At 68.8% G+C, this 14,910-nt stretch carries 11 protein-coding genes; 8 read left to right on the top strand and 3 right to left on the bottom strand.

What is annotated here, in order from left to right:
* Window positions 1–159: 159 nt before the first annotated feature.
* From HPA02_RS16685 to HPA02_RS16695, 3 genes are all read left to right on the top strand, one after another.
* Window positions 160–1,500, top strand: coding sequence for a sodium-dependent transporter (locus HPA02_RS16685; protein ID WP_146804343.1), 1,341 nt, complete (start codon window positions 160–162; stop codon window positions 1,498–1,500).
* A gap of 33 nt (window positions 1,501–1,533) precedes the next feature.
* Entirely contained in the window at window positions 1,534–2,070 is a 537-nt protein-coding gene (locus HPA02_RS16690) for a gamma carbonic anhydrase family protein (protein WP_146804333.1), read from the top strand.
* A gap of 251 nt (window positions 2,071–2,321) precedes the next feature.
* Complete coding sequence (locus HPA02_RS16695; RefSeq protein ID WP_146804334.1) at window positions 2,322–3,002, top strand: metal-dependent hydrolase; 681 nt, start codon at window positions 2,322–2,324, stop codon at window positions 3,000–3,002.
* Between the two features lie 13 nt (window positions 3,003–3,015).
* Here the strand turns inward: HPA02_RS16695 and HPA02_RS16700 are convergent, their stop codons facing one another.
* Genes HPA02_RS16700 through HPA02_RS16710 form a run of 3 tightly spaced genes read right to left on the bottom strand, consistent with a single transcriptional unit; the run spans window position 3,016 to window position 7,037 of the window.
* Window positions 3,016–4,386: a sigma-54-dependent transcriptional regulator gene (locus tag HPA02_RS16700; RefSeq protein WP_146804335.1), complete on the bottom strand. Its 1,371-nt coding sequence runs from the start codon at window positions 4,384–4,386 to the stop codon at window positions 3,016–3,018.
* A 6-nt stretch (window positions 4,387–4,392) separates the two neighbouring features.
* Window positions 4,393–6,273 (bottom strand): sensor histidine kinase, encoded by a 1,881-nt coding sequence (locus tag HPA02_RS16705; protein ID WP_146804336.1) that lies wholly within the window; start codon window positions 6,271–6,273, stop codon window positions 4,393–4,395.
* Window positions 6,270–7,037: an FCD domain-containing protein gene (locus tag HPA02_RS16710; protein WP_146804337.1), complete on the bottom strand. Its 768-nt coding sequence runs from the start codon at window positions 7,035–7,037 to the stop codon at window positions 6,270–6,272. The genes HPA02_RS16705 and HPA02_RS16710 overlap by 4 nt, the downstream gene beginning before the upstream one ends.
* Before the next feature lie 285 nt (window positions 7,038–7,322).
* Here HPA02_RS16710 and HPA02_RS16715 point away from each other — a divergent pair, with 285 nt between their 5' ends.
* The 5 genes from HPA02_RS16715 (at window position 7,323) to HPA02_RS16735 (ending at window position 14,881) form a co-directional block, all read left to right on the top strand.
* Entirely contained in the window at window positions 7,323–8,081 is a 759-nt protein-coding gene (locus HPA02_RS16715; RefSeq protein WP_146804338.1) for a (Fe-S)-binding protein, read from the top strand.
* Window positions 8,078–9,529 (top strand): LutB/LldF family L-lactate oxidation iron-sulfur protein, encoded by a 1,452-nt coding sequence (locus HPA02_RS16720; RefSeq protein ID WP_146804339.1) that lies wholly within the window; start codon window positions 8,078–8,080, stop codon window positions 9,527–9,529. Before HPA02_RS16715 ends, HPA02_RS16720 begins: the two co-directional genes overlap by 4 nt.
* Window positions 9,526–10,179 carry a LutC/YkgG family protein gene (locus HPA02_RS16725; protein ID WP_146804340.1) on the top strand — a complete coding sequence of 218 codons (654 nt, stop codon included), beginning with the start codon at window positions 9,526–9,528 and terminating at the stop codon, window positions 10,177–10,179. Before HPA02_RS16720 ends, HPA02_RS16725 begins: the two co-directional genes overlap by 4 nt.
* A gap of 102 nt (window positions 10,180–10,281) precedes the next feature.
* A complete protein-coding gene (locus HPA02_RS16730; RefSeq protein WP_146804341.1) occupies window positions 10,282–11,994 on the top strand; it encodes an L-lactate permease in 1,713 nt (570 codons plus the stop codon).
* 10 nt (window positions 11,995–12,004) lie between these two features.
* On the top strand, window positions 12,005–14,881 hold the full coding sequence (locus tag HPA02_RS16735; RefSeq protein ID WP_146804342.1) for an FAD-binding and (Fe-S)-binding domain-containing protein: 2,877 nt from the start codon (window positions 12,005–12,007) through the stop codon (window positions 14,879–14,881).
* Window positions 14,882–14,910 lie beyond the last annotated feature (29 nt).

Below are 14,910 nucleotides of genomic sequence, written 5' to 3' on the forward strand. Positions count from 1 at the left end.
TTTGCGAAGTGCCTGCCCCCAGGATAGCCCCGGGCCTTAGCCAAGAAAAAGTCCTTCACCTATCGACGCTAGGCGGATTGGCCGGCCCGGGCTGGCCTGCTAGGCTTGCGCCCCTATCGTCGACCCAGGTCGGCCCGTGACACAAGGACAGCTCGAATGATGCACGAGACCCTGGAGCGCTGGGGCTCCCAGCGCGCCTTTATTCTCGCCGTGACCGGCGCCGCGGTGGGGTTGGGCAATATCTGGCGCTTCCCCTATATCACCGGGGAGAACGGCGGGGCGGCCTTCCTGCTGCTCTATGTGGCCTTCGTGGCCCTGCTGGGCCTGCCGGTGATGATGGCCGAGATCATGATCGGTCGCGCCGGACGCCGCAGCCCCATGCAGTCGCTGCTGCAGCTGGCCAACCAGGCCGGGGCCACGCCGCATTGGCGCTGGCTGGGCTGGTTCGGCGGGGTCACGGTGTTCCTGATCCTCTCCTTCTACTCGGTGGTCTCCGGCTGGTCCATCGAGTACCTGGTGGAATCGGTCAACGGCGACTTCGTGGGCAGTACGCCGGCGGAGATCGGGGCCGGCTTCGATGCCTTCCTGGCCGACCCGCTGCGCATGACCTTCAACCACACCCTCTTCCTGTTGCTGACCATGTCGGTGGTGGCCGCCGGGGTCGCCAACGGCCTGGAGAAGCTCAACAACCTGATGATGCCGCTGCTCTACCTGCTGCTGCTGGTGCTGGTGGGCTATGCCGCCACCACCGACGGCTTCGGCACCGCCCTGGCCTGGCTCTTCCGGCCCGACCTCTCGGCGGTGACGCCGCTGGTGGTGATGCATGCCATGGGGCACGCCTTCTTCACCCTGGCAGTGGGGGCCTGCGCGCTGATGGCCTACGGCGCCTATATGCCCGATCACCAGAGCCTGCCCCGGGCCGCCGTGGCGGTGGCCGCGCTGGACGTCACCGTGGCCCTGCTGGCGGGCATCGCCATCTTCTCGGTGGTCTTCTCCCAGGGCATCGACCCCGGCGAGGGCCCGGGGCTGATGTTCGTCACCCTGCCCATCGCCTTCGCCGAGTTGCCCTGGGGCCAGCTGTGGCTGGGCCTCTTCTTCCTGCTGCTGCTGATGGCCACCTGGACCTCCTCCATCAACCTGGCCGAACCCATGGTGGCGGGGCTGCAGGGGGTGGGCCTCAAGCGCGGTCAGGCCGCCGCCCTGGTGGGGGTGGCGGTATGGCTGGTGGGGCTGTTGTCGGTGTTCTCCTTCTCCAGCCTGGCGGAGGTGCACTGGATCGCCGGCATGAACTTCTTCGAACTGGTGACCACCGTGCCCACCGAGCTCTTCCTGCCGGTGGGGGGGCTGTTGATCGCCATCTTCGCCGCCTGGGTCATGCCCCGGGATATCGCCCTGCGGGCGCTGGATGCGGGCCCCACCGGCTACCGGGTATGGCGGACGGTGGTACGCTATGTCTCCATTCCGCTGACCCTGGTGGTGCTGTTCTCCACCCTGATCTGATAAAGCGGGCGATTACGCCCCGGGAGCGACACGATGCAAGAGGCACTGCGTAGTCATCGCGGCCTGACCCCCCGTCTCGGCGAGCGGGTCTATGTGGACCCCGCCAGCGTGGTGGTGGGCGATGTGGTGCTGGGCGACGATAGCTCGGTCTGGCCCACGGCGGTGATCCGCGGCGATATGCACCGCATCCGTATCGGCGCGCGGACCAGCGTCCAGGACGGCAGCGTGCTGCATATCACCCACGCCAGCGACTACAACCCCGGCGGCTATCCGCTGACCATCGGCGACGAGGTGACCATCGGCCATCGCGCCGTACTCCACGGCTGCACCCTGGGCGATCGCATCCTGGTGGGCATGGGCGCCATCGTCATGGATGGCGCCGTGGTGGAGGACGAGGTGATCATCGCCGCCGGCGCCGTGGTGACCCCGGGCAAGCGCCTGGAGAGCGGCCATGTCTATGCCGGCAACCCGGCCAAGGCGTTGCGCCCGCTCAAGGACGCGGAGCGACGCTTCTTCGCCTATAGCGCCGGCAATTACGTCAAACTCAAGGATCAGTACCTGGAAGAGTAAGCCGAGTCACTGCAATCGGAGGTTTTTGTGGGGCTTTCCTGGGGGTAGTCTTGCGCAAAGACGCTGTGACCCCCTCCCTGGGCGCTCGACTTTTTCGTCCCTGAAAAAGACGCTTTGCTCCAGACTTCCCCCAGCGCCCCACGGCGAGCTTGGTCGTCATGGCTGAAGGAAATCGCCAACTGATTGTTTTCTCGGGCCATGCCGGGCGATAATCTGGTTATTTATCCAGTTATTGGGAGTCTCTCGCCGGCATGGCGAATTTTCATACCCATCTCGGCGTGGCCAGTGCCGTGGGCGCCGTGGGTGCCTACGGCGGTTGGCAGACCGGGCTCTGGTCGGCGGCCCAGGCCCTGCCATTACTGGCCCTGGTGGCCTTCGGCGGCATCCTGCCGGATATCGACTCCGATCACTCCCGGGCGATTCGCCTGATCTTCAACCTGTTTGCCGTACTGGCGGTGGTGGGCGGTGCCCTGCTGCTGCAGGGGCGGCTCACCCCCGGCGAGCTGCTGATGGCCTGTGGCGGGCTCTATGTGGGGGTGCGCCACCTGGCCGGCGCCATCTTCAAGCGCTTTACCGTGCATCGCGGCATCTGGCACTCGCTGCTGGCGGCGGCCTGGTGCGGGCTGGTGACCACGGCCCTGAGCTACCGGCTGCTGGCCCAGGAGGCGAGCCTGGCCTGGGCCCAAGGGCTGGCACTGTTATTGGGCTGCGTGATTCATCTGCTGCTGGATGAGCTCTATAGCGTCGACCTGGTGGGGGCGCGCATCAAGCGCTCCTTCGGCTCGGCGCTGAAGCTCTGCGACCTGCGCGAGCCGGGCAACTCGGCGTTGATGCTGCTGCTGGCGGTGGGGCTGCTGCCCTGGCTGCCCCCCTGGCCCTCGCTGATCGAGCTGCTGGGCCAGAGCGCTTATCTGCTACCGCGCTGGCAGTAGCTGCCGTCTCTGCTTAGTGGCGGTATTCCTCCGCGCGTAGCCCGTACTTTTTCAGCTTGTCGTAGAGGGTCTTCCGGGGCAGGCCCAGTTGTTCGCAGGCGCCGGGGACGCTGCCGCGCTGGCTGATCAGCGCCTGGCTGATCAGGCTCTTCTCGAACAGCTCGACCTGCTGGGGCAGGGGCAGGCCGCCGTTGTCCGGGGTGGCGCCCTCCAGCAGGGCCTCGAGGCGGTAGTCGTAGGCGGCGCCCAGCAGCACATAGCGCTCCGCCAGGTTGCGCAGCTCGCGCACATTGCCGGGCCAGTCGTGGGCCAGCAGGGTCGAAATGCCGGCGGCATCCAGGGGCGGTGCCTCCAGGTCGCTGCGGTTGCCGGCCACCAGGGCGAAGTGCTGGAAGAGCAGCGGGATGTCCTCGCGGCGCTCGCGCAGCGGCGGGATCGGCAGGGTCACCACGTTGAGGCGGTAGTAGAGGTCCTCGCGGAAGTCGCCGGCCTCGGCGGCGGCCTTGAGGTCCACCTTGGTGGCGGCGATCACGCGGATATCCAGGGCCACCGGCTCGTTGGCGCCGAGGCGCTCGATGCAGCGCTCCTGGAGCACCCGCAGCAGCTTGACCTGCAACGCCAGGGGCATCGACTCGATCTCGTCGAGGAAGACGGTGCCGCCGTTGGCGTACTCGAACTTGCCGATGCGCCGTTCCAGGGCGCCGGTGAAGGCGCCCTTCTCGTGGCCGAACAGCTCCGACTCGATGATGCTCTCCGGCACCGCGCCGCAGTTGATGGCCACGAAGGGGCCCTCACCCCGGGTGCTGCGGGCGTGCAGGGCCCGGGCCACCAGGTCCTTGCCGGTCCCGGTCTCGCCGAACAGCAGCACGTCCGCCTCGACCCGGCTGATGCGCTGGACCATGGCCGCCAGCTGCTGCATGGCCGGGGTACGCCCCACCAGGCGCGGCCCCGGGGCGCCCTGCTGGGCCTCGAGCTCGGCCTTGAGGCGGCGGTTCTCCAGGCTCAGGCGGCGCTTGTCGATGCCGCGACGCACCATCTCCACCAGGCGCTCGCCGGCGAAGGGCTTCTCCAGAAAGTCCCAGGCCCCCTGGCGCATCGCCTCCACGGCGGTGGAGATATCCCCATGACCGGTGATCAGGATCACCGGCAGGTCCGGGTCACGCTGGCGGATCTCGGCGAGCAGCGCCATGCCATCCATGCCGGGCATGCGGATATCGCTGATCACCACCCCGGGAAAGTCCTCGGGCAGGGCGGCCAGGGCCGATTCGGCGCTCTCGTGGGCCTGGGGCGCGTAGCCGGCCAGCTCCAGGGTCTGGCCGGTGGTGATGCGCAGGTGGGGCTCGTCGTCGATGATCAGGACCGGCGGGACATCGGCGCTATCCATGGGGGGTCACTCCTGGGGGGCATGGGACTCGGGCGGCTCCGGGGATCGGTCCCGGGGCAGGCGAATGGTGAAGCGGGCGCCGCCCTCGGGCAAGGTCTCGGCCTGCAGGCGACCGCCCAGGTCGGCGATGATCCGCGAGGAGATCGACAGCCCCAGCCCCAGGCCGGTGCCGAGCGACTTGGTGGTGAAGAAGGGCTCGAAGATCCGGCTCAGGTTCGCCGCCGGGATGCCGGGGCCGTTGTCCGCCACCTCGATACGCACCTCGTCATCCTGGGTATCGATGCCCAGGATCAGTCGCGGCGACGGCGTCTGGGCCATGGCCTGGAGGGCATTACCGATTAGGTTGACCAGCACCTGCTCCAGGCGCACCAGGTCGGCGCGCACCCAGACCGGCGCCTCGGGCCAGCGGCGCTCCACCGTTACGCCATCCTGGTCGAGGCGGGCCCGGTAGAGGCGCAGGGCGTAGCCGAAGCAGTCGCTCATCGAGACGCTGGTCAGCTGTTCGCCGCTCTTGCGGGAGAACTGCTTGAGCTGGGCGCTGATCTCCGCCATGCGCCCGGTGAGCTCGACGATCTCGGCCAGGTTAGCATCGGCGCGTTCGGCCTGCTGGCGGGCCAGGAAGGCGCGGGCATTCTCGGCATAGGAGCGCACTGCCGCGAGGGGCTGGTTGAGTTCGTGATTGATGCCGGCGGCCAACTGACCCAGCATGGCCAGCTTGGCGGCCTGGATCAGCTCGTTCTGGGTCTGGCGCAGGGTCGCCTCGGCACGCTTGCGCTCCTCGATCTCGTCGGAGAGGCGGCGATTGGTCTCCACCAGGTCGTGGGTGCGGCGCGCCACGTTGCGCTCCAGCTCGTCCCGGGCCCGGGCCAGGGTCTGACGCTCGCGCTCGGCGAAGTGTTCCCGCTGGCGGCGCAGGCGCTGGCGCTGCCAGCCCACGCCGGCGCCCAGCACCAGGATGCCGTAGAGCCCGCCGGCCAGCAGGGCGGCCTGCCATTGGGCGGCCTGTACCGGCGTCAGCGGCTTGAGAATATGCATCTCCCAGCCCAGCTCCGCCACGGGACTGACCTGGCGCAGGAAGGCCTGACCACCGAGCGGGCCCCGATCGAAGGTCACCAGGTCACCGTGCTCGCCGCGCGGCTCCAGCCGCCGCAGGCCGGAGGGCGGCAGGGGCTCGTCGGCATAGCGGCGGGTGGCCAGCAGTCGCCGGCGCTCGGTGGCGCTCAACGGGTGGAGGGCCGCCAGGCGCAGGGCCGGCTCGCTGGCCATAAAGACGATGCCCTGGCCATCCACTACCAGCAGCTCCGCCTGCTGCTCAGTCCAAGCGCTCTCCTGGGCATCCAGCAGCACCTTGACCACCATCACCCCGGCGGGGCCGGTCTCGTCGCCGGGGAGCCACACCGGCGCCGAGAAGTAATACCCCCGTTCCCGTGACTGCACGCCCAACCCATAGAAGCGCCCCTCGCGGCCGGCGATGGCGTCCTGATAGTAGCTGCGGAAGGTGTAGTTCTGGCCGATAAAGGTGTCGGGGCGGTGCCAGTTGCTGGCCGCCAGGGTGTCGGCGTGGCGGTCCAGCAGGTAGACATCCGACACCTCGGCGATGGCCCGGAAGCCGTCCAGCAGCTCATTGATGGCCTGGGCGCGATGCGCCTCGGGGGCGCCCAGGAAGCGCTGCACCGGCTCCCGGGAGGCGAGCAACTGAGGCAGGTACTCGTGGCGGGAGAGGTGACCGCGCAGCCCCGCCACCGAGAGGCGTAGCTCGTCGTCGGCCTCCTCCTGCAGGCGCTCCAGGGCCTGGTCCCGGGCGATCCGGGTCGCCGGCCAGATCACCAGGGCCAGGCCCAGCAGAATCACCAGGGCCAGGGTCAGGCGCAGGGCGCGACGACTCATGGGGTGCCATGGGCCTGGGCGCGGCGCAGGGCGCGCTGGGCCCGGGTCTCGGCGCGCTCCAGCTCCAGTAACCCCTCCTCCACGAACACCAGGTGCTCATGGGCGCGCTCCCGGGCCTGTTCGGCGTCGCCGGCGAGGATCGCCTCGAGCAGGGCGCGGTGCTGCTCCATCAACCGCGGCCGCGAGTCGGGCTTCTCGAACAGGTAGGCCAGGTTGTCGACGATGCTCTTCTCCAGCAGATGGAAGATGCCGCGAATGGTGTGCAGCAGCAGCACATTATGGGCCGACTCGGCGATCGCCAGGTGGAAGGCGGCATCCGCCTTGGCCTCCTGCTCCGGGTCGCGGCCGGCGAAGCTGGCCTCCAGCTCCTCGAAGCGCTGCACCAGCAGGGCCTTGTCGGCGGGGGTGGAGCGCAGCGCCGCATAGTAGGCGGAGAGCCCCTCCATGGCATCGCGGAACTCCAGCAGGTCGAAGTGAAACTCCTGGTGGCGGGCCAGCATTTCCAGCAAGGGGTCGCTGTAGCGAGTATTGAGCTCCTGGGTGACGAAGGTGCCGCCGCCCTGGCGGCTGGTCAGCAGGCCGCGGGCGGCCAGTTTCTGGATCGCCTCGCGTAGGGAGGGGCGCGAGACGCCGAAGCGCTCCGCGAGCTCCCGCTCCGGGGGCAGGCGCTGGCCGGGCTGGAGGCTGCCCTCGATGATCATCGACTCCAGCCGTTCGGTGATCACGTCGGCGAGGCGGGGCTGTTTGACGGTCTGGTAGGTCATGGCGTCCTGCGCGGCAATAATGCAATTGGTAATACCAATCCTAAGGCATCATCCCGCTGCGAGGCAAACGCGAGGCGCCTGGACTTTTATCCGATTTTCATTGGCTTATTAAGGTCGGCGTCTAGCCTGCTACTAAAGTCTAGCCATCAATCAGTGGTAAATTGGTCGGCGGCATTTGACACGGCATTTGGCGGCCTTTTAAGGTGCCTCAACGCTAGCTGTAAATTGGTTTTACCAATTTACCCGTCGAGGGCGGTGACCATGCATCCTGCCCCAGGAGACGCCATGACCCCCATCAAGTGTTATCCCCCCAAGCCGCCGAGGGTCTACCTCTTCGGCACCTGCCTGGTCGATCTGTTCTTCCCCGAGGCCGGCCTCGATGCCATGCGCCTGCTCGAGCGGGAGGGCATCGCGGTGGATTTCCCCGAGGATCAGACCTGCTGTGGCCAGCCCGCCTATACCTCCGGCTATCAAGACGAGGCCCGGGCCGTGGCCGCGGCCCAGCTCGACCTCTTCCCCGAGCCCTGGCCCATCGTGGTGCCCTCCGGCTCCTGCGGTGGCATGCTGCGCCACCACTACCCCAAGCTGTTTGCCGGCACGCCCCTCGAGGCCAAGGCCAACGAGCTGGCGGGGCGGGTCTTCGAGCTGACCGAGTTCCTGGTGCATGTCTGCCACCTCGAGCTGGAGGATCGCGGTGCCCCGGAGACGGTGGCCATGCACACCTCCTGCAGTGCCCGTCGCGAGATGGGGCTGGCGGAGACCGGGCCGGCGCTGCTCGCCCAGTTGGGCCGGGTGACCCTGGTGGAGCAGGCGCGTGCCGCCGAGTGCTGCGGCTTCGGCGGTACCTTCGCGGTGCGTCACCCGGAGGTCTCGGCGGCCATGGTCGAGGACAAGAGCCGCGCCATTGAGGCGGCGGGCGCCGAGCGCTTCGTCACCTCCGATTGCGGCTGTTTGATGAATATCGCCGGGCGCCTGGCCCATCGGGACTCTGAGGTCGAAGGCGAGCATATCGCCTCCTACCTGTGGCGGAGGGTCGGCCAATGAGCGTCGAGCCCCCCGGCGTGCAAACCTTCACGCCCCAGGCCTTTCATCGCCAGGCCCATGATGCCCTGGGCAATCCGCAGATCCGCGCCAACTTCCGCAGCGCCATGGATGGCCTGATGGGCAAGCGCCGCGAGGCCTTCGCCGACTGGGAGCTGGAGGCGCTGCGCGAGCTGGGAGCCAGCGTGCGGCTGCGTGCCCTGGCCCAGCTGCCGGACTTGCTGGAGCGGCTGGAGGCCAACTGCCAGGCCAATGGCATCCGCGTGCACTGGGCCGAGGATGGCGAGGCCGCCTGCCGGCTGATCCGCGAGCTCTGCGAGGCGCGGGGCGCCAAGGCGGTGATCAAGGGCAAGTCGATGGTCACCGAGGAGATGCACCTCAATGCCCACCTGGAGACGGCGGGCATCGAGGCCCTGGAGTCGGACCTGGGCGAGTACCTGGTACAGCTCAACGACCAGACCCCCTCGCATATCATCATGCCGGCGATCCATCTCAATACCGACGAGATCGCCGATGTCATGCACGACAAGACCGGCATCCCGCGCACCCGCGACGTGGACGCCATGACCGCCGCCGCCCGGGCCCAGCTGCGTGAGCGTTTCATGGCCGCCGACGTGGGCATCACCGGGGTCAACTTCGCGGTGGCCGAGACCGGCACCCTGTGCCTGGTGGAGAACGAGGGCAACGGGCGCATGACCACCACGGTGCCGCCGGTGCATATCGCCGTCACCGGCATCGAGAAGGTGGTCGAGCAGCTGCGCGACGTGGCGCCCCTCTATGCGCTGCTGACCCGTTCCGCCACCGGCCAGCACGCCACCACCTACCTCAACATGATCTCCGGGCCGCGGCAGGCGGGCGAGCAGGACGGACCCGAGGAGGTTCATCTGGTGCTGGTCGATAACGGTCGCTCCGCCATCTATCAGGACGACGAGCTGCTCGACACCCTGCGCTGCATCCGCTGCGGCGCCTGCATGAATCACTGTCCGGTCTACACCCGGGTTGGCGGCCATAGCTATGGCACCACCTATCCCGGCCCCATCGGCAGCATCCTGATGCCGCACCTGATGGGCCTGGAGGCCACCAAGGACCTGCCCACCGCCTCCAGCCTGTGTGGCGCCTGCGGCGAGGTGTGCCCGGTGAAGATCCCGATTCCCGCCCTGCTGACCCGGCTGCGCCGGGAGGCGGTGGGCGAGGGGCGAGGCAACGTGCCCGGTGCCGGGAGCAAGCGCACCCGGACGGAGGCCGCGGCCTGGAAGGCCTGGCAGTGGCTGGCGACGCACCCCGGCGCCTGGCGTGGCGCCGCCGGCGTGGCCGGCAAGCTGGGGCCCCTGACACCCAGCAAGCTGGGCCCCTGGAGCGACCATCGCGTCGCCCCCAAGCCCGCCCGGCACTCCCTGCATGCCTTGATCAAGCGTCACCGCTCGGCCACCGACGAGGAGGGGCAATCATGAGCGCTCGAGAGACCATCTTGGGGCGGTTGCGCCGACGCCTCGACGGCCCCCTGACGCCCCCCGTCAGTGACTTCTCGGTGATGAGTGGGCGTGGCTGGGGGCGGGAGGAGCGACTGCGCCGCTTCGAGGCCTGGATCACCTCGGTGCATGGCGAGGTGATTCACACCCCCCGAGCCGACTGGACCCGGGTCCTGGCCCGGGTGCTGGCCGACAAGGGCATCCGCCGCCTGGCCCTGGGGCGGGCGCACCCGGTCGCCGCCGAGGCCCGGGCCGCCCTGGCCGAGGCCGGGGTCACCCTGGTCGACGCCGACCGCCCGGTAGAGGCCTGGTGGGAGACGCTCTTCCACGAGGTGGAGGCGGGGCTGACCTCCACCGCCGGGGGCGTCGCCGAGACCGGCAGCCTGTGGCTGTGGCCGACCCCGGACGAGCCGCGCCTGCTCAGCCTGGTGCCGCCGATCCATATCGCCGTGCTGGATGCCGAGGCGGTGGAGGACACCCTCTTCGAGGTGATGGAGCGCCACGGGTGGGCGGCAGGGATGCCCACCAATGCGCTGCTGATCTCCGGGCCCAGCAAGACCGCGGATATCGAGCAGACCCTGGCTTATGGGGTTCACGGACCCCGGGAACTGGTGGTGCTGCTGCGCCACTGAGAAGACGCCAACCACAGCAATAACAATCAACAATGGGGGCGCTGGCGGCGCTTCCCGGGGCCCCCTACGCCCCGCTCGCCGCCGCGCCCCGAGGGAGACCTTATGAACGACACGCTACTCTCGCTACTCGCTTTCGCCCCCCTGGCCCTGGCCGGGGTCCTGCTGGTGGGGCTCAACTGGCCGGCGCGCCGCGCCATGCCGATGGTGCTGCTGGCCACCGTGGCCATCGCCCTGTTCGCCTGGGAGATGAGCCCGCTGCGGGTCACCGCCTCGGCGCTGCAGGGGCTGATCCTCACCGCGGCGATCCTGTGGATCATCTTCGGCGCCATCCTGCTGCTCAATACCCTCAAGCATTCCGGGGCGATCACCGCCATCCGTGGCGGCTTCTCGTCGATCAGCCCCGACCGCCGGGTCCAGGCGATCATCGTCGCCTGGCTGTTCGGCTGCTTTATCGAGGGCGCCTCGGGCTTCGGTACCCCGGCGGCGGTGGCCGCGCCCCTGCTGGTGGCGCTGGGCTTCCCGGCCATGGGGGCGGTGATGATCGGCATGATGATCCAGTCCACGCCGGTCTCCTTCGGCGCCGTGGGCACGCCCATCGTGGTGGGGGTCAGCGGTGGCCTGGATCGCGTCGCCATCAGCGAGCGCCTGATCGCCGAGGGCTCCAGCTGGGAGGTCTTCTACCAGCTGATCACCTCCGGGGTGGCGATCACCCATGCCCTGGTGGGCATCCTGATGCCGCTGCTGATGTGCATGATGCTGACCCGCTTCTTCGGGCGACACCGCTCCTGGAAGGAGGGGCTGGCCATGGCGCCCTTCGCGCTCTTCGCCGGCCTCGCCTTCGTGGTGCCCTATGCCGCCGCCGGGGCCTTCCTGGGGCCGGAGTTCCCGTCGATGATCGGCGCCCTGGTGGGCATGGCCATCGTGCTGCCCGCCGCCAAGGCCGGCTTCCTGCTGCCCAAGACCCAGTGGGACTTCGCGCCGGCCGGCGAGTGGCCCACGGCCTGGATGGGCAATATCGAGATCAAGCTGGATAGCCTGACCGGTAAGTCGCCGATGCCCCTGGCCCTGGCCTGGCTCCCCTACCTGCTGCTGGCGCTGCTGCTGGTGGTGTCCCGGGTCTTCCCGGAAGCCAAGGCCTTCTTTACCAGTTTCCTGGCCTTCGGCTGGAGCGATATCCTCGGCGAGGCGGGAGTCTCCGGCAGTATCCAGCCCCTCTACCTCCCCGGCGGCATCATGGTGGTAGTGGTGCTGGCCACCTTCCTGCTGCATCGCATGCGCGTCAACGAGCTGCGTGCCGCCCTGGGCGAGTCATCGCGGACCCTGTTGGGCGCCGGCTTCGTGCTGATCTTCACCATTCCCATGGTGCGGATCCTGATCAATTCCGGGGTCAACGCCGCCGACCTGCCCTCCATGCCGGTGGCCATGGCGGAGCTGGTCTCCGGGGCCGTGGGTCAGGTCTACCCGCTGTTCGCCTCCAGCGTAGGCGCCCTGGGAGCCTTTATCGCCGGCTCCAATACCGTCTCCAACCTGATGCTCTCTCAGTTCCAGTTCAGCGTCGGTGACCTGCTGGGTGTCTCCGGCGTGCTGCTGGTGGCCATGCAGGCGGTGGGGGCCGCCGCCGGCAATATGATCGCCATCCATAATGTGGTGGCCGCCTCCGCCACCGTGGGGCTGTTGGGACGCGAGGGGCGCGTGCTGCGCCTGACGGTGATTCCCACCGCCTATTACCTGCTCGCCTCGGGTATCCTGGCGCTGTTGGCCGTGGGCCTGGCGGGCGGCCTGGATCCCCTGATGGGCAACCCGATCGGCGGATAGGAGAGAGACGATGCAGACGACAGCCGTGGAGACCCTGGCGCCGGCCTATCGGGAGCTACTGGAGGCCCTGCGCCCCCACTTCCCCGAGGCGCGGCTGATCCATGACCCCCTGCGCACCCTGGCCTATGGCACCGATGCCAGCTTCTATCGGCTGATTCCCCAGTTGGTGGTGCGGGTGGAGGGCGAGCCAGAGCTGCAGCGGGTGCTCGGCGAGTGTCGCGCCCGGCGGCTGCCGGTCACCTTCCGCGCCGCCGGCACCTCGCTCTCCGGTCAGGCCATTACCGACTCGGTGCTGATCCAGTTGGGGCGCGGCTGGCAGGGTGCCGAGGTGCTGGAGCGGGGCGCGGCGATTCGCCTCGAGCCGGGGGTGATCGGCGCCCGGGCCAATCGGCTGCTGGCGCCCTATGGGCGCAAGATTGGCCCCGACCCGGCCTCCATCAACAGCTGCATGATCGGCGGCATCGCCGCCAACAACGCCTCGGGGATGTGCTGCGGCACCGCCCAGAACAGCTACCGCACGGTGCGCGATATTCGCGTGATCCTGGCCGACGGCAGCCTACTGGACACCGCCGACGCCGCCAGCGTGGCGGCCTTCCGCGAGAGCCATGGCGAGCTGCTGGCGGGCCTCGAGGGGCTGGCCGCCGAGACCCGCGCCAATGGCGAGCTGGCCGATAAGATCCGTCACAAGTATCGGCTCAAGAACACCACCGGCTATGCCCTCAATAGCCTGGTGGACCATGCCGACGGCATCGAGATCCTCAAGCACCTGATGATCGGCTCTGAGGGGACCCTCGGTTTTATCGCTGCCATCACTTACCGCAGCGTGGTGGACGAGGCGCATAAGGCGGCGGCGCTGGCCTTCTTTCCCGATATGGCCACCACCTGCCGCGCCACCATCGCCCTGAAGCGCACCCCGGTGGCGGCGGTGGAGCTGATGGACCACGCCGCCCTGCGCTCGGTGCAGGACCGTCCCGGCATGCCGGAGTCGCTGCGTGGCCTCCCCGGGGGGGCGGCGGCCCTGCTGATCGATGTGCGCGGCGACACCGAAGCGGAGCTCCTGGCGCGGCGGGCCGAGGTGCAGGCCGCCCTGGAGGGCATTCGTACCCTGGAGCCGCTGACCTTTACCCGCGACGCCGACACCTACGCCGGCTACTGGAAGATCCGCAAGGGCCTCTTCCCGGCGGTGGGGGCGGTGCGCGACACCGGTACCACCGTGGTGATCGAGGACGTGGCCTTCCCCATCGAGCGCCTCGACGAGGGGGTGGCGGCGCTGACCGATGCCTTCAGGCGCCACGGCTATGGCGACACCATCCTCTTCGGCCACGCCCTGGAGGGGAATCTGCACTTCGTCTTTCCCCAGGGCTTCGAGAAGCCCGGTGAGGTAGAGCGCTACCAGGCGCTGATGGATGAGGTGGCCCGACTGGTGGGCGTGGAGTACGGCGGCTCCCTCAAGGCGGAGCACGGCACGGGGCGCAATATGGCGCCCTATGTGGAGCTGGAGTGGGGCAGCGACGCCTATGCGCTGATGTGGGAGATCAAGGCGCTCTTCGACCCCGATAACCTACTCAACCCCGAGGTGATCCTGAGCCGCAACGCCGAGCTGCACCTGCAGAACCTCAAGCCGCTGCCGGCGGCGGATGCCCTGGTCGACAAGTGCATCGAGTGCGGCTTCTGCGAATCGGTTTGTCCGTCGCGGCACCTGACCCTGACGCCTCGCCAGCGCATCGTGATCCGTCGCGAGCTGGCGCGTCTCGAGGCCCAGGGCGGGGAGCGCGACGAGGCGCGTCTGGAAACGCTGCGCCGGGCCTATCAGTATGACGGCGTCGACACCTGTGCCGCCGATGGGCTCTGTGCCACCCAGTGCCCGGTAGGGATCAATACCGGGGACCTGGTGCGCGCCTTGCGTCATGAGGAGGGCCAGGGCCAGGCACGGCTGGCGCGGCGCATCGGGCACCACTTCTCGGGTACCACCCGGGTGGCTCGTGGGCTGCTCAACCTGGCCGGCGGCGGACGCGCCATCCTGGGCGAGGCCGCCATGGCGGCCTTTTCTCGCGCCGCGCGGCGTGCCTCCGGCGATCGCCTGCCGCTGTGGCTGCCCAGCCTGCCCAAGGCGGCGCCGATCCGCGTGCTCGAGGTCACCGCCGACAAGAAGGCGGAGCGTGACAAGGTGGTCTATCTGCCCTCCTGCGCCACCCGAGTGTTCGGCGCCACCCATGGTGACGAGGAGTCGCGTTCGGTGATGGAGATCACCCGGGCGCTGCTGGAGAAGGCCGGCTTCGAGGTGATTCTCCCGGCGATTGCCGGCCACCTGTGCTGCGGGATGGCCTTCCAGTCCAAGGGGCAGTTCGATGAGGCGGCCCATAAGGCCCGGGAGCTCAACCGGGAACTGTTGGCCGCCAGCCAGAACGGGCGCTACCCGGTGCTCTGCGACACCAGCCCCTGTACCCTGCGGATGCAGGAGAGCCTGGATGAGCGGCTCGCGCTACTGGAGCCGGTGGCCTTCGCGCATGACTACCTGCTGCCGCGGCTGGATATCGTCCCGGTGGGCGAGCGCGTCGCCCTGCATGTGACCTGCTCCAGCACCCGCATGGGCCTCGCCGACAAGTTCGCCGCCCTGGCCCGGGCCTGTGCCACGGAGGTCGTGGTGCCGGAAGGGATCAGTTGTTGCGGCTTCGCCGGCGACAAGGGCTTCACGGTGCCGGAGCTCAATGCCTCGGCATTGAGCGGTTTGGCGGAACAGGTCGAGGGCTGTGGGGCGGGCTACTCCAACTCCCGGACCTGTGAGATCGGGTTGAGCCAGCATAGTGGCATCCCTTATCGCTCGATCCTGTCGCTGCTGGATCGGGCCAGTCGTCCGCGGCTGAAGGGCGGCGCCGAGGCCGGCTGAAAGTTTTTTACCAAAGGCCTTGCAGGGGC

Origin of the sequence: Bisbaumannia pacifica (assembly GCF_007989625.1) — a bacterium.
GTDB classification, from domain to species: domain Bacteria; phylum Pseudomonadota; class Gammaproteobacteria; order Pseudomonadales; family Halomonadaceae; genus Bisbaumannia; species Bisbaumannia pacifica.

What these genes read in the sequence shown, in the direction of transcription:
- HPA02_RS16685 (WP_146804343.1), top strand. Translation starts at nt 160, where the DNA reads ATGCACGAGACCCTGGAGCGCTGGGGCTCCCAGCGCGCCTTTATTCTC.
- HPA02_RS16690 (WP_146804333.1), top strand. Translation starts at nt 1,534, where the DNA reads ATGCAAGAGGCACTGCGTAGTCATCGCGGCCTGACCCCCCGTCTCGGC.
- HPA02_RS16695 (WP_146804334.1), top strand. Translation starts at nt 2,322, where the DNA reads ATGGCGAATTTTCATACCCATCTCGGCGTGGCCAGTGCCGTGGGCGCC.
- HPA02_RS16700 (WP_146804335.1), bottom strand. Translation starts at nt 4,386, where the DNA reads ATGGATAGCGCCGATGTCCCGCCGGTCCTGATCATCGACGACGAGCCC.
- HPA02_RS16705 (WP_146804336.1), bottom strand. Translation starts at nt 6,273, where the DNA reads ATGAGTCGTCGCGCCCTGCGCCTGACCCTGGCCCTGGTGATTCTGCTG.
- HPA02_RS16710 (WP_146804337.1), bottom strand. Translation starts at nt 7,037, where the DNA reads ATGACCTACCAGACCGTCAAACAGCCCCGCCTCGCCGACGTGATCACC.
- HPA02_RS16715 (WP_146804338.1), top strand. Translation starts at nt 7,323, where the DNA reads ATGACCCCCATCAAGTGTTATCCCCCCAAGCCGCCGAGGGTCTACCTC.
- HPA02_RS16720 (WP_146804339.1), top strand. Translation starts at nt 8,078, where the DNA reads ATGAGCGTCGAGCCCCCCGGCGTGCAAACCTTCACGCCCCAGGCCTTT.
- HPA02_RS16725 (WP_146804340.1), top strand. Translation starts at nt 9,526, where the DNA reads ATGAGCGCTCGAGAGACCATCTTGGGGCGGTTGCGCCGACGCCTCGAC.
- HPA02_RS16730 (WP_146804341.1), top strand. Translation starts at nt 10,282, where the DNA reads ATGAACGACACGCTACTCTCGCTACTCGCTTTCGCCCCCCTGGCCCTG.
- HPA02_RS16735 (WP_146804342.1), top strand. Translation starts at nt 12,005, where the DNA reads ATGCAGACGACAGCCGTGGAGACCCTGGCGCCGGCCTATCGGGAGCTA.